A 20307-nucleotide genomic window follows, 5' to 3' on the forward strand; every position below is an offset into this window, starting at 1 on the left:
GCGCGGTGGCGCTGTTCCGGCCATTCCAGGCGCGGAGGGCTTTTCGTTGCACCGCCGGTTCGTGCAGAAAGGGGTGAAATGCACGCCGGTAAAAACTTTTTGCCAGGTGCCGCAAAAACTTTTTGCCGTCGCCCCTTTATGCCCTCTCTTCGTCGATGCTCCTTTGCCCTTCGCCGCGACTGGATCGACCGAAACATGACAACCCACCTCAGAGGAGAAATGCCATGAACACACACAACGTCAACGTCAACACCGCCACGCCAGAATCTCCCAAAACATGGGTGAAGGGCAAAAGCCCGTCGGCTGAAAGCCTGGTTTTTGTGCGCGTGGAAACGGGCAGGCTGTTCGGCGAAGCGATAGCGCTGAATGACGGTAGCATCGTTTCAGTCAGCACGTTTGAGACGCTGGAAGAGTTGCAGATGCAGTATGAGGACATGGCGCTGATGACGGAAGACCAGGCCGACGCGATGTACTGCACCCGCCTGTTCAGGCCATGGGAGGAGATCAGCGAAACGCGCTGGAACGATCAGCTGAACGTGATGCCACCGCTGGACTGGCGCTCATCCCCGGCAGGCGAGACGTTTAAATCCAGCGAGATGTATTCGGGTCAGGTGACGCACATTTTTGCGCACATTCGCGGACGTTATTTCGAGTGCAGGGATTATGCCTGGAAGGCGCATGCGGATCTGGTGCTGGGTGCCGTGCTGGCAATGGCGGCAGAAAAAACGCATTAAAAAAGCAGGCCTGAGCCTGCTCCCTTAACGGTCGGTCGTGAAGCCACACGCGCCGGCCTTCATCAAAACATGAAAGAGGTTAACCCTATGTCTGATACGCGCATCCTCCCATACGCCAGCCCGGCTGTAAACCTTTCTGCGCAGGGCACGCTGCCCCCGGATCCCCTGACCGCCGCGCAGTTTATGGATCTGTACGCCTATATCTGCAGTGCCGGAACGTTTGCCGGATTCAGTGCCGTGCCCTGGGAAGAACTGGGCATGTGTGAAGTGCTCGATGAACCTACCGACGAGCCGGAAGGTTTACGTATTTATATGCGCGACCGCTGGCCCGTGGCCGTTCTGGAGTTCGATACAGGCTACAGGGTGATACCCGGCACAATCACGAACCGCTGGCTGCAGAGCTGAAACCTGCCGGGCAGTTAGCCGGATTGACTGAATTTTGTCCGCTGACGTGGTGCGTAACAGGTCGGCGGGATATACTGACAGCAGGGTGCAGAAAGGCTGCAGCCCTGCCCGAGAGGGAGAACTGACGGATGTCGGCAACCGATATGAACGAACTGAATACTAACCGAATCAACGCGGAGATCGCCAAGCTGATGGCGGAGACGCAGAAACTGAACGCAGAGGCGGGCAAGCTGAACCGCGAAACGTTCTGGTATCCCGTGGCGGTTTCAACCGGAATGATTGGCGCCGTCGCGACGATCACCGTGCTGATAATGAAAGGCCTGGGCTACTCCTGAGAGTGACCGGACGTACGCCACAGCCCCGCAAGGGGCTTTTTTTTTGCTTAACGTTCAGAACTGCGGCTGGCAGCGGCTTCAGCCGGTTAAAAGCGGGCGGCCCTGCGGGCCGGGAAAACCCGGTGCTGACGCACCGGCTCTCTCCCGGGGTCTGATCTTCTTTGCGTCTTCTCTCCTTTCTTCCCGCTGCTGCTCTCCTGAATCATTAAACCCATAAAGTCACGGACCATGGCCCCCTTCGGCTCCCCGGCAGGCCGGGTCGTCGAGCCCTACTGCGCTAACCGGCACAGCCGGTAAGCTCCGCCGGATCGCAAAGGGACGCGTTCCGGGCCTGACGGCTAGGGTCTGATGGCTGAGGTCAACCCCTGCAGCGGGCGTGCGCCCGCGCGTTCACTGGCCACAAAAAGCCGTGGCCGCTGAGGGCCGGACCGGCAGAGCCGTCCGGGGTGTGTTCATGCCGTTTTCATGCGCGGTGGCGCTGTTCCGGCCATTCCAGGCGCGGAGGGCTTTTCGTTGCACCGCCGGTTCGTGCAGAAAGGGGTGAAATGCACGCCGGTAAAAACTTTTTGCCAGGTGCCGCAAAAACTTTTTGCCGTCGCCCCTTTATGCCCTCTCTTCGTCGATGCTCCTTTGCCCTTCGCCGCGACTGGATCGACCGAAACATGACAACCCACCTCAGAGGAGAAATGCCATGAACACACACAACGTCAACGTCAACACCGCCACGCCAGAATCTCCCAAAACATGGGTGAAAACCCCGTCGGGGTACTGGCTCGTCCGCAAGGAGGCCCTGCTTGTATCTCTGGCCAGAATTGAAGGCGAACTGATGATGTATCACGCACTGAACCGGGCCGGGGTTGAAGTCAGCTCACCGGAGCTGGATTTTTGTCCGTGGGATGCGGCTGACATTGTGAAATCACTGGCAGATATGGGCGCAATTAACTCGTCCCGCGTGTATGACATGGTGAACGCGGTGAAAAAACTGGCGGTGAAGCTTGATGGCCGGGCCTGGGAGCGGGAAGAGATGCTGCTGCCGTATGACGTGGCGGGCTGTAAGGCAGATGCAGAAGCGGCACGCAGCGGATTAATCGCCCGCTGGACTGAAGAGGAAAAGCCGTTCTCTGTTGACGTGCACGGGGAAACCGAATACCCGGAGGATGATCCGGCTTATGGCACCTTCTGGCGTGCGGGCAGTATTCATCTGGGACGCGCCTGGACGGTAGCCGAAGCCATGGAGCTGGCCGCCGCCGCATGGCTTGAAGATGAGTGGGAGCCGCGCGCGCCTGACGAATGCGGGTTCGACAGCGATTTCGGGCGCGACATGGGCCCGGTGAGTTTCTTACCGCGCACCATCGTTATCCGTGATGACCAGCAAAGGAAAGTGCTGACGGGCGACGCCGTCAGTCTGCAGTGGAACGCGCACGTCACCAGCCCGGCAGAAATCAGCCGCCTGGCGTCAGAAAAGGAAGCGCTGCTGCGCGATGCCGCACAGGAAAGCGCATGGGACAACTTTGAAACGGCGAAGCAGCTGCGGGTCAGCGCTGAGGCCATCACGGCCGGAATAGCGGATGACGCCTGGCAGGGGCACCCCGATGTGATAGCCGCCGTAAAGGCTTTCGTGCGCCCGGTGCGTAAAACATGGTCACACCGCCTCAGCGTGAAGGGGCTGCCGAAGTTCATGGCGGAGGACATGGCGTTTCTGGTGTCCCTGAGCGACAGAGAAACCGGGTGCAGCAGCCATGAGCGGTATGAGCTGATGTACGGCGTGGGGCTGAGCATGGCGAACCACGTCAGCGGGGCAGTCAGCGACTGGTCTGCTTCTAAGCCAAGATTACCGGCACCGGTGGTATCGGCCTGGCTGCTGACGGGAGAAATACTGCGCGATCAGTTTGGTGATGAGGGCGAGCGCACCTGGGCGGCGGTGAAAGCGTCGCTGAAAGCGCACCTTGAGGTCAGCCTGGCTGAGCGCTGAGCCAGAGAAAAAGGCAGGGTAACCCTGCCATTTCCCGCCCCTGAATTCCGCGACGAACACGGGGCCTCACAGAAACACCGATCCACTTGCAGGAGATCAATATGTCTACAGGACCCATTCTGTCACCGGATACACAACCAGTAAACCCCGCCATCAGCGGGTCAGATGAACCCGTCACCATGAGCGTGATTGAAGAGATTGCCGCGACGGCAGAGGGAACAGAGCGACCCGCGCTTATCTGGGGCAATACGGACAGGGCGACCACGGCGGCGGAAGCGCTGTGGGTATTTGCCCGCAGGACCGGCCTCGATGGCCGGGGTGATGATGCGTTTACGGCGGTTCAGGACCTGATCGCCAACCTGATGCACCTGTGTGAACAGGAAGGCATTACCGGAGAGGGCGTGACGTTTGCATCGCTGGTCAGCCTCGCGGAGATGCATTATCAGGCTGAGCTGCAGGAGTGACCAACGAGTCATAAAGGGGCCTGCGGGTCCCGTATGCGTCAGTCAGGGCGGCAAAAGGCGGGCGGCCCTGCGGGCCGGAAAAACCCGGTGCTGACGCACCGGCTCTCACCCTTCGCCTGCGCTTTCTCCCGGGGGCTGATCTTCTCTGCGTCTTCTTTCCTTTCTTCCTGCTGCAGTCATTCTGCTTTCGCTTTTTCTTCTGCCGGAATTTCCCCTGAATGACCACCCCCATAAGGTCACGGACCATGGCCCCCTTCGGCTCCCCGGCAGGCCGGGTCGTCGAGCCCTACTGCGCTAACCGGCACAGCCGGTAAGCTCCGCCGGACCGCAAAGGGACGCGTTCCGGGCCTGACGGCTAGGGTCTGATGGCTGAGAGTCAACCCCTGCAGCGGGCGGGCGCCCGCGCGTTCACTGGCCACAAAAAGCCGTGGCCGCTGAGGGCCGGACCGGTAGAGCCGTCCGGGTTGTGTTCATGCCGTTTTCGCGCGCGGTGGCGCTGTTCCGGCCATTCCAGGCGCGGAGGGCTTTTCGTTGCACCGCCGGTTCGTGCAGAAAGGGGTGAAATGCACGCCGGTAAAAACTTTTTGCCAGGTGCCGCAAAAACTTTTTGCCGTCGCCCCTTTATGCCCTCTCTTCGTCGATGCTCCTTTGCCCTTCGCCGCGACTGGATCGACCGAAACATGACAACCCACCTCAGAGGAGAAATGCCATGAACACACACAACGTCAACGTCAACACCGCCACGCCAGAATCTCCCAAAACATGGGTGAAGGGCGACCCGATCCCGGGCCTCAGTGCGGAGGTGGCGGAAAATCTGGCCAGTCTGAATGCGCTGAGCGGCATGAAGCTGACCCGTGCGGAAATGCGCGAATTTCTGCATGTCTCCCTGCATGACCTGATGGAAGCGCTTTACCGGACACAGGTCGGGAACATGCTGCCGCAGGCGTCCATGCGGGCGCTGGTTGAGGCTGCGCACATTGTGCATGACGGCTTTGGCGAGGCGGGGGATGTGCTGTGGGGCAACGCGTGCAGCCGTCTCAAAGACTGGCTTACGAAAGGCCGGACGGGCGGACAACAGGCGTAAAAAAAGCGGGGCCTTAACCCCCGCTTTCCTCACGGTCAGGCGTATTAGCGCCGCCGGACCCATCAAAAACAACAACTCAGGAGAGTTTTATGATTTCTGACAGCGACATCCTCGCACAGGCGCGCGCCTTTGTATACGGGCTGAGGGGCGGAAAGGGCGTACACGTGCCCGCGATGACCTTCAGGCAGTGGCCGCGTTTTATGCGGCTGGTGCATCAGCTGCAGGCCGTCACCCCGGAATAACTCGCAGGGGCCACCTCCTGAGAGGTGGCCAGCAGAAACCTTTACACGCATAGCAGAGGTACAGAACATGAACATGTCACAGACAATGAAGCGCGCGCTGGTTCCCGGTCAGGTCGTTTATTCGATTCTTTATAATCGCGGTCGCGGCGTTATTGTGTCCATCCAGGGCGAGCAGAACCCGGCGTCAGTGGGATCGCTTTCTGGCGTGGTTTCGTACGGTGGAAATGCGACCTTTAATATTGCCTTTGAAAACGGCGATATTACGCGTGGCCTTCCTGAAAGCATTCTGTACGGCAGACAGTGGCAGATATTCGATGAAATTAAATCGCCAGCGGAAACAGCAGAAATACTGAAAAATGCAGAGGAAGAAGAGCAGCGCCGCAGGCAGGAGAGTGAAGAAGAAGCCCGGCAGTTTAAGGCAGAATGTGAGCGGCTGAAGTCAGCACCTGAATATTCTCAGTTGTCGCAGGAAAAAAAAAGGAGCCGTACAGGTCACCGGTAATTTACGCCGCGAGCTTAAAGCAGCGTTCCCGGGGGTGAAGTTTTCAGTCAGAAAACGCGGCTATGACAGCGTCAGCGTGAACTGGACGGACGGTCCGACCGAAGAGCAGGTTAAAAGTATTACGGGTAAATACCGCGACAGTTATTTTGACGGCATGCAGGATATGTCTGTTTCCTGTTCTTCGCCGTTCAATGAAATTTATGGCGGCGTTGGCTACGTTTTTGTGGACCGTGAGTATTCGGACAGTATGAAAAAAAGAGGCATCGGGATCCTCAAGGTGAAATATGATCACCTGATTGGCGACGAAGAAATTACGCTTTCCCGTTATAACGCCGGAGAACTTTACAACGTCCGACCGGACTACTTTGGACACGGGGGCGGTGTGCAGGGTGAAATCAATAAAATTTTGTCAGTTACCACTGAGTAGTCAGTCGGGAGCCTTCGGGCTCCTTTTTTTACCCTTCCTGCCATGCTCTTTTATTTTTAATCGTGAGTGCATCCGGATCATCGTTGTTTGCTGAGGGTGGGGATCTTTATTCCTTGATAGCCCGCACCGCGCCACTGAAAAAAATTGCTCCTGCCTTAAAGGCCAAATCATCAGGAAAATTCCGGACTTATTATTGCGTTCAGGTAATGAATGCGTATTTAAATCTTTCTGACCCGCATCGGCTATATCATTGCGGAAAGGCGACGCGCGGAATTTTACCTGCCTTGATACCTTTGTAATGACCGTCAATGAGCATAGCGTAATTGTAACGGTTCTGAATGGTGACCGGGATATTTTTCATCCCCGCGTTGTACATGCCGACCGCCAGCCAGTTCGTGCCGTACTGATTGAAATTACGGCGCAGCAGCATCGCGCCGATGTAAATATTCAGGCACGGATCGGACATCAGCTTATCCCGGTTAAGGCCGGGGTACTCTTTCTGCAATCCCCGCATGGTAACGGAATTAATCTGCATAAGGCCGTAATCGCTGCTGCCGGGTTTTCCGTTACTGGTGACATTCGTATTAACCGCCCGGGGGTTGTAGCGGGATTCCTGCCACGCTATAGCGCGTAGATAATCGGGATCGATGGAATACCATTGCCCTGCATTAATAAAGCAGTCTGCGCGCGCGCTGGCGTTTAAAATGCCTGTTGCCAGCAGGGCCGCAGCGCACATAAATAAGCGCATTGCCGCTCCTGATTTGAAAAGTTCGGGGGTGCCGGTACATCCAATAATATCATAAGAAAGTGTTTTTTACACACCACTCGCAAAATTATTTATGCAATATTATACATTCAAAAACAGTGAGTTAGTTAAATTTTGTAGAAACATTAGCCAGTGAAGGGATTGCTACACAGTGCTTAGCAAGTACCTGAACTGTGTTTCGGGTGTAACTTTGTAGTGTCTATAATAAAATCAGTGGTTTATACATACAAAGTTATAACTTGTGTCTACGCAGGCACTTGATATACCCTTCTGAGTTACTGCGCAGTGTTCAATAATGATGGTTTTTTGACCCTCTGTTTTCAGTGGAGTGTTACATCCAGTTGTTGAAGCTAAGCATGGTCACTATTTACACATACTATTAAATCGAGGGAATAATATGTCAGAGGCTGCAAGATCCAAAACCAACAGAGTTAATCTCACCGTTCCTTTTTCATTAATAGAGAAGGTTGATCATCACGTCGAGAAAAGACTTGAAGATGGAGAGTCACGAGAAACTGCTAATCGCTCTGCTTTTGTGATGGAAATGTTCAAACTCGGTCTTCGTGTTTATGAAAATAAGATCAGTAAAGATGCCTCCGAGAAGACACTTGATCAGAAACTTGAGTTTATTGCTAAAAATGTTCTTGTTAGTGGATTCATAACTGACGCCATTTTCGGCATACAAAAGGAAACAGTCGATCCCAGTAAAGTTGTTAAAAACGAGATGATGTTAGATCCAGAATGGGTCAAGGCAGTTAATGAGCGAGTGGCAGGGAAATTACAGGAATATTTCAAGTAATGCTATTGAGGGCCGAAATCCGGCCCTGCTGTTCTACCCGAAATCAATCTTCTTTCTTCTTTTTAGCCTCGCGAGCTTCCTTTCTGCGAAGCTTTTCTTCCTCTTCCTTTTGAGCCGCCCGGATATAACGACGCAGCGTCAGCGCATTTATACCGTACTGCTTATAAATCTGCACGCGCGTGTGTCCACCCTTCAGAACGGCATTGACAGCCTGATCCCTGTCTCGTTTGGAAAGCGGATTTCGGTTGTCATATTTAACCCGCATTTTCTTCGTTTCAGGCGCGTTCTTTTTTTCTTTCCACGCTTTTTTAACTACTCCAATGCTGACCCCGAGAATATCTGCGGTCGCCTGAAGCGTCTTACCCTGCATCCTGAGCCTGACTACACTTTCATAAACTTCAGGCGGAATCACGCGATAATCATCGCTGTGACCCACGTATTTAATCAGGGTATCGGTGGTAATGCTGAATTCACTGAGAATATCCTTTCTCAGGGTTCCTTCGGCGAGTTTTTTCTTAATAACCTCAACGTCTTTTTTACTGAGCTTTCTGTCGCGCTTTTCTTCGAAGAGTACAAGGCCATCACGGAAGGCGATTTTTTTGACCGCATTATATACCGCCGCCCGGCTTAATCCGCAGGCCTCTTCTATCTGATTAAGCGTTTTCTTTGGCTCGCCATGATACATATCGGAGACCATCTGCCATTGCAGCCATCGATATTCCATGGCGGACATTCCGCGACGGATTTTTATCAGCTTATACACGTAGGCCTCAGAGCACTTAATCTCAGCGCATATTTCTTTTACACGTCTTCCCTGCAGAAGCAGCTGCAGAACTTTATCTTCATCAGGCGAATCCGAGCGTTTCTTTCGTCCTTTTGATGGCGGGTTAATTTCGTTTTTTTCACCCTCATCCGTTAATGATCCCTGCGCCGGCGCTTCCTGTTTGCTTATTATTTCTGTCTGTACTCCGCCGGTCAGTCTGACGGGACTGCCCGTCAGTATGGGGTTATTTATAACAGCCTCATCCGGCGCATCCTGAGCGGTGACCATGACCGATTTTTCTAATCCGGCCTTCAGCCTTCCCGCCTGCCATAAATTAACGCCCGGCCGGGGAAGGGGAGCCAGAAATTCCTGGCTTAATAATATCCAGATTTCCGGATCTGCCCGGCAAGTATCACTGCGAATGAATGTGCGGGCCCGTTCCGAAAAGGCTGCTGCAAGCCTGCCGGGTATGCGACGGCTCAGGTAAATCAGAAAGGGAATGGTCACCACGCGGCAGGCATACCACCGGTGTCCCATCGCTTCAACCTCAAACCATCCGGGGTCCCGCGCGTAATGAAAAAGGGCTTCCTGAGTCAGCTTCCATAAGGATTCCTCATCATTTGTCTTAAAAAATGCCGCAGCTATCCCTGCCGGACTGGCCATATGAAGCATTAATTCTGCTGGCAGCGTCATTCAATTCTCTACTTTATTCAGTCAGTTATCTGTGTGTACAAGCGGATTCGTTCTTTACGATAAAATAAATAGATCAGTAAGATCAATAACTTATATTGAAGTTGGGGATCTGTGAGCGTAAAAAAGCGTCAGCCAGTTAAGAAACCGTAAGTTTCTGTAGCTTTCTGCTTAATCCGTAAAGGAGGTGTAACAGGACAACTGAAAATTTGACTTACTGCCTTATCGGCAGCTGAACGGGATAATTTAACCGACTGATCATTATAACCCTAACCAAGGAATTTACCTATGAAGGGCGCATTAACTACGTGCTTTAAGTACTGCCGCAAGGCAGGGGCGGTAGCGTGGCAGAAACTGAATCGTCTCACGCTGCTTTCTTCCATCGCGATCCTGTCCGTTCCGGCCTTCCAGGCACACGCTGAAGACCTGTTCTCAGGCGGTAAAACAACCATCTCGGATACGTTCGGAAGTGGATCCACCGTGGTGTGGATTCTTTATATAATTGAGATACTTGCGGCCGTTTTCACCTACGTGAAGACAAAGAACCTGGCCATGTTCGGGGGCATTGCTGCGGTAATGGTGTTTATTAACGTTGCCTTCGGCATCATTCCAACTTAAGCCGAGCTTATGGAAAAACGTAACCGGTTTCAATATGCGGCTACGTTTTCCGAGCAAAGGCGCTTCGTGGGGCTTCCACCGGATGAGTTTTTTGTCTACGTGCCGCTGGCACTGCTGGCCATCTTTCTCAACATGTGGATTTTCGGCCCCACGCTCTTAGCCGCCGTGGTTGGAATACGTCACCTCAAGAAAGGCCGCGGATCTCAGTATCTTCTCAACCTCGCGTACTGGTGCCTGCCCACCTCAGTGATGCGCTTTTTCATCGGCATCCTGCCCGAAAGCTACAAACGGCACTGGGTCGCCTGACCCCCTACCGGAGAAATCATGGAATACAAGCTGCGCTCTGCGGGCAACCGCAATATGGCCGTGGCCATTATGGTGCTGCTCGTTATCACCATTCTTGCGCTGGTCCTCTGCTGGCGCATTTACAGCGATAACCGGGCGCTGATGAATCAGCTCGTCAGCAACCGGCAGACCATAGTGGTGCCCTACGGCGCCGACACGCCGTTCAGCTTCACGGGAGAGCGCGGCGACGCCCGCTACCTGCGCCTGATGGCGCTGGCGTGGCTGAACCTTCGCCTCAACATCACCGACAGCAACGCGGATGCGAGCCACGAAATGCTGCTCGCCGCCGCTTGCGACGGCGCGGATAAAGCCCTGAAGGGCGTGCTGGCCGACGAGGCTTCGCGCGTAAAGGGCAACAGCGGCGGGTCGGTGTTCTATCCCAAAGATTTTGGCGTCTGGCCTGATAAAGGCATCGTTGATATCAGCGGCGACCTGCAGCTCAACTACGGCCTGCACGACGCCCGTCCTGTTAAAAAGCACTATCGCATCCGCACGGACACCCGCAATAACCGTCTCTGCTGGAGCGCGTTCCTGGAGGTTCCCGATGCTTAAAACCCTTGCCCCGTCCGCTGCCGCGTTGCTTCTCTTTCTGCTGGCGGGTGCCCTGATGAACCGGGCTTCAGCCGAACAGCTGACCCTGAACCCCGGCGCCCGCGTGAACGCGGCGGTGAGCAACAACAACCCGAACTACCTGCGCGTCAGCGACGACCGCATCCTCAGCGTTCAGGCCGCGCAGGGCGTGATCAGCGCCAAATCGCCCACGCCGGAAGGCGCGATTGTGTTCTCCACCGTTACCGATAAGCCCTTCACCCTGTTTGTACAGACGGCGTCGGGCTTTGCGTTTTCTCTGCAGGCCACGCCTGGCAAGCGGGCAGGGCTGAGTCTGACGGTGGATAACCGCGAGGTGCAGGGCACGGAAGAGGCGCGGGCGTTCGAGCAGAAGCAGGACACCTACAGCGCGCTGATCAGCGGCCTGGTGGGCCGCTTTATCAACAACCGCAAGCCTGAAGGCTACGTGTTCAGCAAGAACACCGACGTCCCGGTGAGCGGGGCGGTAAGCAGCGCGTTTGCCCTGCGTCCGGTGACGGCCTGGCAGGGTGACCGCGTCCGCATCGTGCGCACGGAGCTGACCAGCCTGTCGTCGCAGCGCCTGCGACTGAGCGAGCGCTACTTCTGGAGCCCGGGCGTGATGGCGGTGGCGTTCCACCCGCAGCTGGATGCGCTGGAGCCGGGCGCGAAGGTTTCCGTCATCACCGTGTTCCGCACGAAGGGAGGCGCCGATGAATATTAACCGTCTCATCCAGGGCAAGCAGCGCCGGCTGATGACCTACATTGCCGGGGCGGTGGTGCTGGTTATCGTCGGCCTCTGGCTGGCCAACCGGGGCGCGTCCGGACACGCGTCGAAAAAGGCGGACAAGGCGGAGGTCACTGCCGCCGAGCCCAACCTGACCGGCGGGTCCGTCACCAACTCGTTTGACGGTGCGGGGCAGGGCTCACTGCTGGTCAGCGCGCAGAACCGTGAAAAGGAGGCGCGCGAGCAGCTGGCCGGGATGCAGAAGGACTTTAAATCACTGAAGGACCAGATGTCGGACGTGATGAGCAACAACCAGTCGCTGCAGAAGACCGTGGGCGAGCTGATGGACAAGCTGAAGGAACAGCAGAATCCGCCAAAGCAGGGCGCGTCCGCACAGGCCGGCGGCAATGCGCCTCCGCGTGCCGAATACGCTTTTTCACCTCCGGCGCCGCAGCCGGGGCAGATTGACAGCGCAACGTTCGACTATTCGCAGTTTGAGCCAAAGGCAAAGGACACCTCTTTCTGGGTCCCCACCGGCACCTTCTCTGACGCCATCGTCATTGAGGGCGCGGACGCTAACGCCTCAGTGCGCGGCGAAAACAATCTCGTCCCGATGCAGTTCAAGCTCAAGGGGCTGGCGCACCTGCCGGGCAACAACAAGCTGGTGCACCTCGACAACTGTTTCGTGACGGCAGCGGCCTACGGCGATATTTCCAGCGAACGCGCCATCGTCCAGCTGCAGCGCCTTTCCTGCATCATCGACGGCAAGCACATCGATCAGGCCGTTAAGGGGCACGTGGCCTTTTACGGCAAGAACGGCATCAAGGGCGTGCCGGTCATGCGCAACGGAAAAATTCTCGGGCTGGCGTTTACCGCCGGTGCGCTGGGCGGGCTCGGTCAGAGCGCCTCGCAGGTGGGTCAGACGGTCACCGGTATTGGCGCCACCAGTTCCATCAGCGGCGGTGAGGTGGCGCGCGGGGCGATTGGCGGTGGCGTGGGCAAAGCGGCCGACAAGCTGGCCGATTACTACATCGAACGCGCCGAGCAGTATCACCCCATCATCCCGATTGGCGCGGCTAACCGCGTGGAGGTGGTGTTTATCGAAGGTTTCCGCGCGAAGTTCATCGAGGACGAGGAGGCAGCGAAGCTCGCAAAAGAGCAGAAGCGTACCGGCGGCGAATCGCAGGATACGCAGACGCAGGCGCGGGGCAACAGCGGCCTGCCGCCTGACCTGGTCGGGCGCCTGGGGGATGCCACCCGCCTGAACGTGAACGACTTTGTGGCACCCGTCAGCGGCAACGGCGGACAGCAGCGGGCGACCCCGCAGGGCGTGGCGCAATGACGGCGGGCAAGATGCGTATGGCGCACGCCGAGCACTGTGGCTGGATGGTGTTCACCGAACGCAACGTGACCTGCTTTGGACGTGAGGCGGACGGCCGCGTCGCCGGGCTGCAGGCGATGGGCTTTGGCGTCAAGAAGCTCTACTGCAAGCCCGGCCTCATCCCTGATGACGGCTACGTGGCGCTCTTTGGCGAAACGCTGCGCCGCCTGCTGGAAGTGTCCCCCGGCGACACCTTTGCGCTGGGGCTGCTGTCCCGTCTGGGCACCAGCGGCAAAAACGGCGACCTCTTTATCGACTTTACCGAAGTGACTGACCTCAACGGAGATCACCATGAATAACCCCTTTGATGAACGCGACACGTCACCTGAACAGGGTGCTCAGCCTGCACATTACATGGTCACCGGACAGACCGGCGCCGGGAAAAGCACGCTGATGATGAATCTGTACAAGCCGTTTCTGACTCCCCCTGAAGACGGAGAAAATCATGAATAAAGTACGCTTCCTCACCCCCTTTGCGCTGGCCGCTCTGCTCAGCGGCTGCGCGGGCATGAACAGCGAGTTTGAGTTTGATAAGCCGGCGAAAGATACCGGCGTCTGGATGTCGCAGGCCGACGATATGTCTGCGGGCAGCAGCGGTAACGCTCCCGCTGCAACCGGTGCAGGCATGACCGGCGCGGGCATCCGCCTCGACGACTACCGCCTGATTGATACCGGCAACATCCGGCTGGATCCGCAGGGCGAAGCGCCGGGCAGCGGACAGAACTGGCGCGAGGGGATACCGGTGCGCGTGGCGTCAGCCGGCACGGTACGCCCTTTCACGCGTGATAACGGCGCGCTGGGTCCTGCGGGTAACCAGACGGCTTACTGCAGTGCGGCACACTGCTTCCCGGAACCGTCCGCCGCGTTTCGCCGTCCCGACGGCGTGGCGCGCATCTGGATCGCACCTTACGTTTCCCCGGACAACAGCGTCCACATGGGGGAGGTGATTTACAGCGTTTCCGGTCACGGCGACTGGAACGGCATTCTGATGTGAGGTCTGCATGAAACTACCTAAAGGCCTGCGCTTTGACCCCCTGAACGTGGTGGAGACGGTGGCGGGGATCCTCGGCGAGCGCGACACCACCGGCGAGACGCGGGAAAAGCTGCAGGAAATGGACTTCCCGCACATCCGGGACCTGCTGCCCTATAAGGATTACGACAGCGAGAGTCAGATCTGGGTTAACAAAACGTCCGTGGGATTTGTGGTGGAGTCGCAGCCGCTTATCGGCGCCAACGAAAAGCTCGCCGACAGCCTGGAGTACCTGCTGCGCGACGTGGCGCCCCGGGATATTCCGCTGCAGGTGATGCTGGTCTCCAGTCGTGCGGTTAAAGAGCAGGTTCAGCACGGGCTGAAAAACTTTGCCTGGCAGGGGCACCGCGCGGGTGAGTGTAATGACATTACCGCACGCTTTTACCTGAACGGCGCGCGTTACACCTACGGCAACGGTCTTGATCATCCGCTGACCCTGCGCGACTACCGCCTGTTTTTCATCTGGGCGACGCCGGTTAAGAACGTTACCGACACGGACCTTATCCGCGTGCGCGACGTCCGGCGCAACCTCCTGAACGCCCTTAACGCGGCGGATATCTGGTCCTCCGCCATCGGCGTGACCGAATTCAGCAGCGTGCTGCGCGAGTTTCTGAACCACGACCCGGCGCGGCTTGAGCGCTACGACAGCAACTATGACCCGTCGGCGGACCTCAGCACGCAGTTCGTAGACCGCACCACGTCCTGGCGCGTAAAGCCCTCGCACATTCGCATCGAGGGCAGCGATCGTCAGAGCCGGCCCTTTGCCGCACGCATGGTGAACCTGAACCTCGACACCAACCCGCAGGAGCACTACCTGTGGCAGAACGGCAACATCATTCAGGACCTGATGTCGCCGACCAACGGCATTCCGTGCCCTTTCATCTTTACGATGGTGCTCACCACCGAGGACCAGATGAAAAGCCAGGGGGAGGCCAACGCGAAGTTTCTGGCGCTGGACTCGCGCGTGAACACCAGTTACGCCAAGTACATTCCGGCCACCAAACGCCAGCACGCGGAGTGGAGCGACGCCCGCACCCGGCTGCTGGCCAACCAGACGTCGCTGACCAGCTACTTCTGCGGGCTGACGCTGTTCTGCCCGGATGACGATGACCTGACGTCGCGCTACACCGAAAAGGCGCGCAACGCCTGCGCCGCGCAGGGGCTGCGCTTTGTGCGCGCGGACTTTATGCAGCTGCGCAACCTGCTGGCGACCGTACCCTTTGCGATGACGGACAAAAAGCTGCGCGGCGACTGCCGCAAGACCGGCGCCATCCAGCGCTCGGAAACATTCCACGCGGTGAACCTGATGCCGGTCATCGGCGATAACAAGCTGTGCGCCTCGGGCATCCTCATTCCGAGCTACCGCAATCAGGTCGCGTTTATCGACGTGTTCGATGAGAGCCTGCCTAACACCAACTTTAACTGGTTTATGTCGGGCACTTCAGGGGCGGGCAAATCGGTGCTGGCCAACTCCATTGCGCGCTCGGTGCTCGACAAGGGCGGTACGGTGGCGGTGCAGGACATCGGGGATTCCTATAAGGCGGCCTGCAGCAGCCTAGGGGGCACCTACATTAACGGCGAGTCGCTGCGGTTCAATCCGTTTGCCAACGTCACGAACATCACCCTCGCCGCCGAGCGTATCCGCGATCAGCTGTGCATTCTGGCCAGCCCTAACGGCCTGCTCGATGAGGTGCACGAATCACTGATTCTCGAAGCCATCACCGAGTCATGGCCGCAATACCATCAGGATATGCGCATCGACCACGTCATTGACTACCTGAAGGCGCGGCAGGCGGAAATCACCCGTGAACACTCGTCGCTGATTGGCGGACGTATTGATGAGATCACCACGCTGCTCAGCAAATACAGCACGCGGGGCATTTACGGCCATTTCTTCAACTCGTCAGAACCCACGCTCAAGCCTGACCTGCAGTTCGTGGTCACCGAGCTGGGCGACCTGCGCAAGCAGCAGGATCTGCTCTCGGCCATTCTGTTCACCATCATGATCTGGAACGAGAACATGATGTACACCACGCCGAGGAGCCAGCGGAAGATGAACATCATTGATGAGGGCTGGAAGCTGCTCGGCGGCTCCAGCAAGAAAATCAAAGACTTCATCGAGGAGGGCTACCGTACCGCCCGCCGTCACAACGGCTCTTATGGCACGGTCACGCAGGCCATACGCGATAAGAACCTGTCCACGGCGGCGCTCGCGGCCTACGACAACAGCTCGTTCAAGTTCACGTGTATGCAGGACGCCAAGTCGTTCACCACCTTCCAGAAGGAGGAGCCGCACGCGTTCAGCGAGCTTGAATGGGAGCTGATTCGTAAGTTCCCGCCGGCGAAACAGGCGCGCTACAGCTCGTTCCTGCTGAGCGTCGGTGAGTACTCCAGCTTCCACCGTCTCATTCTCGATCCGCTGAGCGACGCGCTGTTTTCCTCAAAGGGCGACGACTTCACCTACCGCGAGCAGCGGCTGCGCGAAGGGGCGGACATTAAAGATGTTCTCTTTGAGATGGCCGAGAACGACGCGCACAAGCGCGACATCATCCACATGCTGCGGGAGATGCAACTTTGAACAGCAAACACCTTATTGCGGGCTGCGCCCTGTCGGTGGTCCTGAGCACGGGCGCCTGCGCGGCGGCCTGGTTCTTCTGGCTTAAGCCGCCGGAGCTGGTCACCTTCGACATGAAGGGCACCACCAACACGCTTATCCGGCAGGCGGCAAAGCTTGATCTGACCGAAGAGCAGCGCCACGCGCTGCTGTCGCGCTTCGACCGCAGCGTCACCACCGCCACCGGTGAATATGCCAGCGAGCACGGCGCGGCCATCCTGGTCAGCCCTGCCGTCGTCACCGGCCTCCCGGATGCGACCCCGGAAATTCAGGCACGCCTGGCGGAGCTGATGAAGGCCGGCTCACAGCAGTAACCCTGCCCGATCACCCCAACCCGGGAGCCTCCCGATGAAAAACACACTCAGTCCGGAAATGCTGGCCTGGCGTCAGGCGCACATCCGCTGCGCCGCGCTGAAGCTCCGCTACCGCAGGCTCTGCAGCCGCGCAGATACGCCATCGACGCTGCTGGCCGACACGCTCCGGCAGACCGAGTCCGCACAGGCGGCCTGCCGCCGGATCAGAAAACCGCACACATCCTGAAGGAGCGGATATGTACAGCATTCCTTACCCCCGTCAGTGCCGGGCCGCGCTGCTTCTGCTCAGCCTCTCGCTGTCGCAGGCAGCCGGGGCCGCTGAGCTGGGCACCTTTGGCGATACCTGGGACATCCGCGAGCACAACCTCATCACCGTGCTGAAGCGGAACCTGGAGCAGCACTTTGCCGGTAAGTCGCAGGCGGAAATTGAGCAGGAGATGCAGAAGAAGGTGGAGGACGAGGCGATGCGGCCGCCGCCGGTGGAAGGTATCACCACCGCGCGGGAGACGCGCAGCCGCCTGTTCGACCCGTCCTTTACGGTGCAGCGCGATATCGCCGATCAGAACGGCGTCGTGTTTGCCCATAAGGGGCAGAAGGTGAACCCGTTTGACGTCATTCCGGTGTTCGACGAGACCCTCTACTTCATTGACGCCGACGACGAACGTCAGATTGCCTGGGTGAAACAGCAGGTCCCGCAGACCACCACCTCGCGCGTCATCCTGGTGAACGGCAACGTGCGCGACAGCGCAGACGCCCTCGGCAGCCGGGTCTACTTCGACCAGACCGGCAGCATCACGAAGAAATTCGGCATCACCCAGGTTCCTGCGGAAGTGAAGCAGGCGCCCGGTCAGAAACGCTTCCTTATTACTGAATTCGGTCTTCCTGACCGCTAACGGAGTCAGACATGAAAAAGTTAATCCTTGCCACCGCCCTGACCTTTTCCCTTGCGGGCCACGCTCTGGCGGATGCAGAGACCTTCACCGACGCCCAGAAGGCGCAGATTGGTCAGGTGGCCGCAGATTACCTGCGCGCTCACCCGGAAATCCTGATTGAAATGAGCCAGAAGCTGCAGGCGCAGGCGCAGAACAAACAGATGGCGTCGGCGGCGGGCGCCGCGCTCGACAACCAGGACGCGCTGCTGAACGACCCGACCGCCCCGGTGCTGCACCCGAAAGGCGACGTCGCGGTTATTCAGTTCTTTGACTATCAGTGCATCTACTGCGCCAAAGTCGCCCCGACCGTTGAGCAGTTCATCAGCAACAATCCTGACGTGCGCTTCATCTATAAGGAATGGCCTATCTTCGGCAGCCGCTGGCCGGCTTCCATTCAGGCGGCAAAGGTCGGTCTCTCGCTGTACAAAACGGGCGGGGCAGAGGTGTACCACCGCTATCACGCAGCGCTGTACGCCACCGGACATAACGAAGGCAAACTGCTGGATGCGGACATTCGCAGCGCGGCCGTGAAGGCCGGCATTACCTCGACGCCGAAGGCGCAGGTCGAGGCAATGGGCGAAGCGCTGGAGGCCAACAACGCGCTGGCCAGACGCCTCGGCATTCAGGGCACGCCCGCCTTCTTTATTATGCCGGTGAAAGGTGCGACCGCTGACAACGTCAGCGTCATCCCGGGGGCAACGAGTCTGGATGCGCTGCAGGCCGCCGTCGATAAAGCACGCGGCGGCGTGAAGAAAGGGGGCTGATATGGTCTGGCGAACGGCGCTCCTCATGCTCTCGGTGTGGCTCTGCGCGCCCGCGCTGGCGGCTGACAGCAGCAGCGGCAATACGGCCCTCACCTGCGAGGGCCGCTGGGTGAACCCCATCACCGACGTGTGCTGGGAGTGCATCTTTCCGATGAGCGTGGGCAGCGTGCAGGTCTCGGCCGGCACGCTGCCCGATACCGATAACCCCGCGTCGCCCATTCAGTTCTGTCCGGTTCCGCCGCCCATCTTTGAGCGCATGGGCGTGGCGGTGGGGTACTGGGAGCCGTTCGCGATGACCGACGTGACGCGCTCCCCGGGCTGCATGGTGAACATGGGCGGCTTCAATATCAACATCCCTGACACCGGCACCGGCACGGGCACCAAGACGGCAAACGAGCACCCCGGCACCTTCTATCACGTCCACTGGTACAAGTACCCGCTGATCTCCTGGCTCAGCATTATCACCTCCGAGATGTGCCTGCAGGGCGGCGAGTACGACATCGGCTACCTGTCAGAGCTGGACCCGACCTGGCAGAACGACAACCTGGCGCTGTTCCTTAACCCCGAGGTGATGCTGTTCGCCAACCCGATTGCGCAGATGGCCTGCGCGGCGGATGCGGTGGCCTCCGGCGTGAGTCGCCCGATTGACGCGCTGTTCTGGTGTGCCGGATCACACGGTTCGATGTACCCGTTCACCGGCAACATCGTGAACGAGTCCAGCGGGCTTAACAGCTCGGTGCTGCTCTCCGAGCGCATGGATTTCAAGCTGCACCGCGAGGGGCTCATTCTCGACACCGTGCCGTACGACGTTGCGGTCTGCTACGAGTATCCGTCCGTCATTCTGCCGAAAAGCCGCTACCGCTATCAGATGGTGAACACCATCCCGGACGTGGCGTCCTGCCACCCGCTGGGGCGCAACGTGATGCTGTGGCAGACGGGTAAAGAAATGCCGACCAGCAAGAAGAACTACGGCTACCTCATCTGGAAAAAGCGCAACTGCGTGATGTAAGCGAGGCACACATGAAATCACTGAACGCGGCGCTGCTTTACGGCGCCTGCCTGGTCAGCAGCCTGCCGGCGCTGGCCGCTGACGGTACGCAGGTCAGCAGCACGGAAAATGAAACGGCGTACTTCCTGTCGTCTTCGCTGCCGGATAAGGAGCTTGCGCTTCTGATGAAGGCGGCGGAGGCAAAGAACATCCCCGTCTACTTCCGGGGGCTTATCAACGACAACATGGATCAGACCGCAAAGTACATGCTGAACCTGATCACCACCTACAAGGTACGCGGCATCCAGATTGACCCCGTGCGCTTTGACCGCTACGGCGTGAAGCAGGTCCCGGCGCTGGTGAAGAAGTGCGGGGAGCACTTTGACATCGTGTACGGCAACGTGGCGCTCAGTCAGGCGCTGGACATGATCAATCAGCGCGGTGAGTGCCGCGCTAAAGCAGATGGGGAGTGACAGCATGATCTCAGTGAGTGAGGTAACAATGAAAAGCAGAATGTTAACCGGCCTGTTACTGGCTGCAGTTGCTATATCCGGCGATGCACTGGCAAAGACAGGCACCCCGGCTGACGGCGAGGCGTACCTGCAGGCAGTCAGTCACAGTGGCGACCCGGATGTGGCCAGCGTGCTCGGGGATATTAATGCCGCGCACCGCAAAGCCTGCGGTGAGGGCTACAGTGCGGACCAGCTCAGAGCAATTGCCTCTCAGAACGGTGACTATGCGGCGCTGCTGAGCCTCAGATCGATGGATAAAGCGGAGTATCAGCAGAAGCTGAACGCCAGCTTTACCCGCTGCGACTGAGTCTACCCGGCCCGCTGCGGCGGGC

29 protein-coding genes are annotated in these 20307 nt (G+C 58.1%); 27 read left to right on the forward strand and 2 right to left on the reverse strand.

Annotated features, from left to right (window positions below):
* From FT726_RS04610 to FT726_RS04655, 10 genes are all read left to right on the forward strand, one after another.
* Window positions 1-199: hypothetical protein (locus FT726_RS04610; RefSeq protein ID WP_346302436.1), on the forward strand; the 199-nt coding region annotated here is incomplete at its 5' end.
* A gap of 25 nt (window positions 200-224) precedes the next feature.
* On the forward strand, window positions 225-734 hold the full coding sequence (locus FT726_RS04615; RefSeq protein WP_346302437.1) for a hypothetical protein: 510 nt from the start codon (window positions 225-227) through the stop codon (window positions 732-734).
* Between the two features lie 87 nt (window positions 735-821).
* A complete protein-coding gene (locus FT726_RS04620) occupies window positions 822-1139 on the forward strand; it encodes a hypothetical protein (protein WP_346302438.1) in 318 nt (105 codons plus the stop codon).
* Window positions 1140-1267: 128 nt separating this feature from the next.
* Entirely contained in the window at window positions 1268-1474 is a 207-nt protein-coding gene (locus FT726_RS04625; RefSeq protein WP_346302439.1) for a hypothetical protein, read from the forward strand.
* Between the two features lie 691 nt (window positions 1475-2165).
* Complete coding sequence (locus tag FT726_RS04630) at window positions 2166-3446, forward strand: hypothetical protein (RefSeq protein ID WP_346302440.1); 1281 nt, start codon at window positions 2166-2168, stop codon at window positions 3444-3446.
* A 101-nt stretch (window positions 3447-3547) separates the two neighbouring features.
* Window positions 3548-3910 carry a hypothetical protein gene (locus FT726_RS04635; RefSeq protein WP_346302441.1) on the forward strand — a complete coding sequence of 121 codons (363 nt, stop codon included), beginning with the start codon at window positions 3548-3550 and terminating at the stop codon, window positions 3908-3910.
* Between the two features lie 709 nt (window positions 3911-4619).
* On the forward strand, window positions 4620-4994 hold the full coding sequence (locus tag FT726_RS04640) for a hypothetical protein (protein ID WP_346302442.1): 375 nt from the start codon (window positions 4620-4622) through the stop codon (window positions 4992-4994).
* An 89-nt stretch (window positions 4995-5083) separates the two neighbouring features.
* Window positions 5084-5236: a succinate dehydrogenase flavoprotein subunit gene (locus tag FT726_RS04645; protein WP_346302443.1), complete on the forward strand. Its 153-nt coding sequence runs from the start codon at window positions 5084-5086 to the stop codon at window positions 5234-5236.
* Window positions 5237-5303: 67 nt separating this feature from the next.
* Complete coding sequence (locus tag FT726_RS04650; RefSeq protein ID WP_346302444.1) at window positions 5304-5738, forward strand: hypothetical protein; 435 nt, start codon at window positions 5304-5306, stop codon at window positions 5736-5738.
* Between the two features lie 34 nt (window positions 5739-5772).
* Window positions 5773-6165: an LPD29 domain-containing protein gene (locus FT726_RS04655; RefSeq protein ID WP_346302445.1), complete on the forward strand. Its 393-nt coding sequence runs from the start codon at window positions 5773-5775 to the stop codon at window positions 6163-6165.
* 247 nt (window positions 6166-6412) lie between these two features.
* On the opposite strand, the gene FT726_RS04660 is transcribed toward FT726_RS04655, so the two are convergent.
* Window positions 6413-6913 (reverse strand): lytic transglycosylase domain-containing protein, encoded by a 501-nt coding sequence (locus FT726_RS04660; RefSeq protein WP_249221806.1) that lies wholly within the window; start codon window positions 6911-6913, stop codon window positions 6413-6415.
* Between the two features lie 415 nt (window positions 6914-7328).
* Here FT726_RS04660 and FT726_RS04665 point away from each other — a divergent pair, with 415 nt between their 5' ends.
* The gene (locus tag FT726_RS04665; RefSeq protein WP_346302446.1) at window positions 7329-7730 is read left to right on the forward strand and encodes a relaxosome protein TraM; all 402 of its coding nucleotides are present in this window, start codon (window positions 7329-7331) and stop codon (window positions 7728-7730) included.
* A gap of 43 nt (window positions 7731-7773) precedes the next feature.
* Here FT726_RS04665 and FT726_RS04670 read toward each other — a convergent pair whose 3' ends face one another.
* Entirely contained in the window at window positions 7774-9186 is a 1413-nt protein-coding gene (locus FT726_RS04670) for a helix-turn-helix domain-containing protein (RefSeq protein ID WP_346302447.1), read from the reverse strand.
* Between the two features lie 285 nt (window positions 9187-9471).
* Between FT726_RS04670 and FT726_RS04675 the strand changes: the two genes are divergently transcribed.
* From FT726_RS04675 to FT726_RS04750, 16 genes are read left to right on the forward strand one after another with little or no spacing between them, the layout of a single operon-like run.
* Complete coding sequence (locus FT726_RS04675; protein ID WP_217550467.1) at window positions 9472-9801, forward strand: type IV conjugative transfer system pilin TraA; 330 nt, start codon at window positions 9472-9474, stop codon at window positions 9799-9801.
* A gap of 9 nt (window positions 9802-9810) precedes the next feature.
* Complete coding sequence (gene traL, locus FT726_RS04680; protein ID WP_211729655.1) at window positions 9811-10107, forward strand: type IV conjugative transfer system protein TraL; 297 nt, start codon at window positions 9811-9813, stop codon at window positions 10105-10107.
* Between the two features lie 18 nt (window positions 10108-10125).
* Window positions 10126-10698: a TraE/TraK family type IV conjugative transfer system protein gene (locus tag FT726_RS04685; protein WP_217550471.1), complete on the forward strand. Its 573-nt coding sequence runs from the start codon at window positions 10126-10128 to the stop codon at window positions 10696-10698.
* Complete coding sequence (locus tag FT726_RS04690; RefSeq protein ID WP_346302448.1) at window positions 10691-11437, forward strand: type-F conjugative transfer system secretin TraK; 747 nt, start codon at window positions 10691-10693, stop codon at window positions 11435-11437. Before FT726_RS04685 ends, FT726_RS04690 begins: the two co-directional genes overlap by 8 nt.
* On the forward strand, window positions 11427-12782 hold the full coding sequence (locus tag FT726_RS04695) for a TrbI/VirB10 family protein (protein WP_346302449.1): 1356 nt from the start codon (window positions 11427-11429) through the stop codon (window positions 12780-12782). Before FT726_RS04690 ends, FT726_RS04695 begins: the two co-directional genes overlap by 11 nt.
* Before the next feature lie 11 nt (window positions 12783-12793).
* Window positions 12794-13120, forward strand: coding sequence for a hypothetical protein (locus FT726_RS04700; protein ID WP_346302450.1), 327 nt, complete (start codon window positions 12794-12796; stop codon window positions 13118-13120).
* Window positions 13113-13274: a zeta toxin family protein gene (locus tag FT726_RS04705; protein WP_211729650.1), complete on the forward strand. Its 162-nt coding sequence runs from the start codon at window positions 13113-13115 to the stop codon at window positions 13272-13274. The genes FT726_RS04700 and FT726_RS04705 overlap by 8 nt, the downstream gene beginning before the upstream one ends.
* Window positions 13267-13815 carry a type IV conjugative transfer system lipoprotein TraV gene (traV, locus tag FT726_RS04710; protein WP_346302451.1) on the forward strand — a complete coding sequence of 183 codons (549 nt, stop codon included), beginning with the start codon at window positions 13267-13269 and terminating at the stop codon, window positions 13813-13815. The genes FT726_RS04705 and traV overlap by 8 nt, the downstream gene beginning before the upstream one ends.
* A 7-nt stretch (window positions 13816-13822) precedes the next feature.
* The gene (traC, locus tag FT726_RS04715) at window positions 13823-16429 is read left to right on the forward strand and encodes a type IV secretion system protein TraC (protein ID WP_346302452.1); all 2607 of its coding nucleotides are present in this window, start codon (window positions 13823-13825) and stop codon (window positions 16427-16429) included.
* On the forward strand, window positions 16426-16779 hold the full coding sequence (locus tag FT726_RS04720; RefSeq protein WP_346302453.1) for a TrbI F-type domain-containing protein: 354 nt from the start codon (window positions 16426-16428) through the stop codon (window positions 16777-16779). The genes traC and FT726_RS04720 overlap by 4 nt, the downstream gene beginning before the upstream one ends.
* 34 nt (window positions 16780-16813) lie before the next feature.
* A complete protein-coding gene (locus FT726_RS04725) occupies window positions 16814-17005 on the forward strand; it encodes a hypothetical protein (RefSeq protein ID WP_346302454.1) in 192 nt (63 codons plus the stop codon).
* A gap of 10 nt (window positions 17006-17015) precedes the next feature.
* Entirely contained in the window at window positions 17016-17672 is a 657-nt protein-coding gene (gene traW, locus FT726_RS04730) for a type-F conjugative transfer system protein TraW (RefSeq protein WP_211729645.1), read from the forward strand.
* Window positions 17673-17683: 11 nt separating this feature from the next.
* Window positions 17684-18475: a DsbA family protein gene (locus FT726_RS04735; protein WP_346302455.1), complete on the forward strand. Its 792-nt coding sequence runs from the start codon at window positions 17684-17686 to the stop codon at window positions 18473-18475.
* 1 nt (window position 18476) lies between these two features.
* Window positions 18477-19484 carry a conjugal transfer pilus assembly protein TraU gene (traU, locus tag FT726_RS04740; RefSeq protein ID WP_346302456.1) on the forward strand — a complete coding sequence of 336 codons (1008 nt, stop codon included), beginning with the start codon at window positions 18477-18479 and terminating at the stop codon, window positions 19482-19484.
* A gap of 11 nt (window positions 19485-19495) precedes the next feature.
* A complete protein-coding gene (gene trbC / locus FT726_RS04745; protein ID WP_346302457.1) occupies window positions 19496-19936 on the forward strand; it encodes a type-F conjugative transfer system pilin assembly protein TrbC in 441 nt (146 codons plus the stop codon).
* Window positions 19937-19964: 28 nt separating this feature from the next.
* Window positions 19965-20282 carry a hypothetical protein gene (locus FT726_RS04750; RefSeq protein ID WP_346302458.1) on the forward strand — a complete coding sequence of 106 codons (318 nt, stop codon included), beginning with the start codon at window positions 19965-19967 and terminating at the stop codon, window positions 20280-20282.
* Window positions 20283-20307 lie beyond the last annotated feature (25 nt).

This window comes from Pantoea sp. Morm (genome assembly GCF_016643525.1).
Taxonomy (GTDB): Bacteria; Pseudomonadota; Gammaproteobacteria; order Enterobacterales; family Enterobacteriaceae; genus Pantoea; species Pantoea dispersa.

What these genes read in the sequence shown, in the direction of transcription:
- FT726_RS04615 (WP_346302437.1), top strand. Translation starts at nt 225, where the DNA reads ATGAACACACACAACGTCAACGTCAACACCGCCACGCCAGAATCTCCC.
- FT726_RS04620 (WP_346302438.1), top strand. Translation starts at nt 822, where the DNA reads ATGTCTGATACGCGCATCCTCCCATACGCCAGCCCGGCTGTAAACCTT.
- FT726_RS04625 (WP_346302439.1), top strand. Translation starts at nt 1,268, where the DNA reads ATGTCGGCAACCGATATGAACGAACTGAATACTAACCGAATCAACGCG.
- FT726_RS04630 (WP_346302440.1), top strand. Translation starts at nt 2,166, where the DNA reads ATGAACACACACAACGTCAACGTCAACACCGCCACGCCAGAATCTCCC.
- FT726_RS04635 (WP_346302441.1), top strand. Translation starts at nt 3,548, where the DNA reads ATGTCTACAGGACCCATTCTGTCACCGGATACACAACCAGTAAACCCC.
- FT726_RS04640 (WP_346302442.1), top strand. Translation starts at nt 4,620, where the DNA reads ATGAACACACACAACGTCAACGTCAACACCGCCACGCCAGAATCTCCC.
- FT726_RS04645 (WP_346302443.1), top strand. Translation starts at nt 5,084, where the DNA reads ATGATTTCTGACAGCGACATCCTCGCACAGGCGCGCGCCTTTGTATAC.
- FT726_RS04650 (WP_346302444.1), top strand. Translation starts at nt 5,304, where the DNA reads ATGAACATGTCACAGACAATGAAGCGCGCGCTGGTTCCCGGTCAGGTC.
- FT726_RS04660 (WP_249221806.1), bottom strand. Translation starts at nt 6,913, where the DNA reads ATGCGCTTATTTATGTGCGCTGCGGCCCTGCTGGCAACAGGCATTTTA.
- FT726_RS04665 (WP_346302446.1), top strand. Translation starts at nt 7,329, where the DNA reads ATGTCAGAGGCTGCAAGATCCAAAACCAACAGAGTTAATCTCACCGTT.
- FT726_RS04670 (WP_346302447.1), bottom strand. Translation starts at nt 9,186, where the DNA reads ATGACGCTGCCAGCAGAATTAATGCTTCATATGGCCAGTCCGGCAGGG.
- FT726_RS04675 (WP_217550467.1), top strand. Translation starts at nt 9,472, where the DNA reads ATGAAGGGCGCATTAACTACGTGCTTTAAGTACTGCCGCAAGGCAGGG.
- traL (WP_211729655.1), top strand. Translation starts at nt 9,811, where the DNA reads ATGGAAAAACGTAACCGGTTTCAATATGCGGCTACGTTTTCCGAGCAA.
- FT726_RS04685 (WP_217550471.1), top strand. Translation starts at nt 10,126, where the DNA reads ATGGAATACAAGCTGCGCTCTGCGGGCAACCGCAATATGGCCGTGGCC.
- FT726_RS04690 (WP_346302448.1), top strand. Translation starts at nt 10,691, where the DNA reads ATGCTTAAAACCCTTGCCCCGTCCGCTGCCGCGTTGCTTCTCTTTCTG.
- FT726_RS04695 (WP_346302449.1), top strand. Translation starts at nt 11,427, where the DNA reads ATGAATATTAACCGTCTCATCCAGGGCAAGCAGCGCCGGCTGATGACC.
- FT726_RS04700 (WP_346302450.1), top strand. Translation starts at nt 12,794, where the DNA reads ATGCGTATGGCGCACGCCGAGCACTGTGGCTGGATGGTGTTCACCGAA.
- FT726_RS04705 (WP_211729650.1), top strand. Translation starts at nt 13,113, where the DNA reads ATGAATAACCCCTTTGATGAACGCGACACGTCACCTGAACAGGGTGCT.
- traV (WP_346302451.1), top strand. Translation starts at nt 13,267, where the DNA reads ATGAATAAAGTACGCTTCCTCACCCCCTTTGCGCTGGCCGCTCTGCTC.
- traC (WP_346302452.1), top strand. Translation starts at nt 13,823, where the DNA reads ATGAAACTACCTAAAGGCCTGCGCTTTGACCCCCTGAACGTGGTGGAG.
- FT726_RS04725 (WP_346302454.1), top strand. Translation starts at nt 16,814, where the DNA reads ATGAAAAACACACTCAGTCCGGAAATGCTGGCCTGGCGTCAGGCGCAC.
- traW (WP_211729645.1), top strand. Translation starts at nt 17,016, where the DNA reads ATGTACAGCATTCCTTACCCCCGTCAGTGCCGGGCCGCGCTGCTTCTG.
- FT726_RS04735 (WP_346302455.1), top strand. Translation starts at nt 17,684, where the DNA reads ATGAAAAAGTTAATCCTTGCCACCGCCCTGACCTTTTCCCTTGCGGGC.
- traU (WP_346302456.1), top strand. Translation starts at nt 18,477, where the DNA reads ATGGTCTGGCGAACGGCGCTCCTCATGCTCTCGGTGTGGCTCTGCGCG.
- trbC (WP_346302457.1), top strand. Translation starts at nt 19,496, where the DNA reads ATGAAATCACTGAACGCGGCGCTGCTTTACGGCGCCTGCCTGGTCAGC.
- FT726_RS04750 (WP_346302458.1), top strand. Translation starts at nt 19,965, where the DNA reads ATGAAAAGCAGAATGTTAACCGGCCTGTTACTGGCTGCAGTTGCTATA.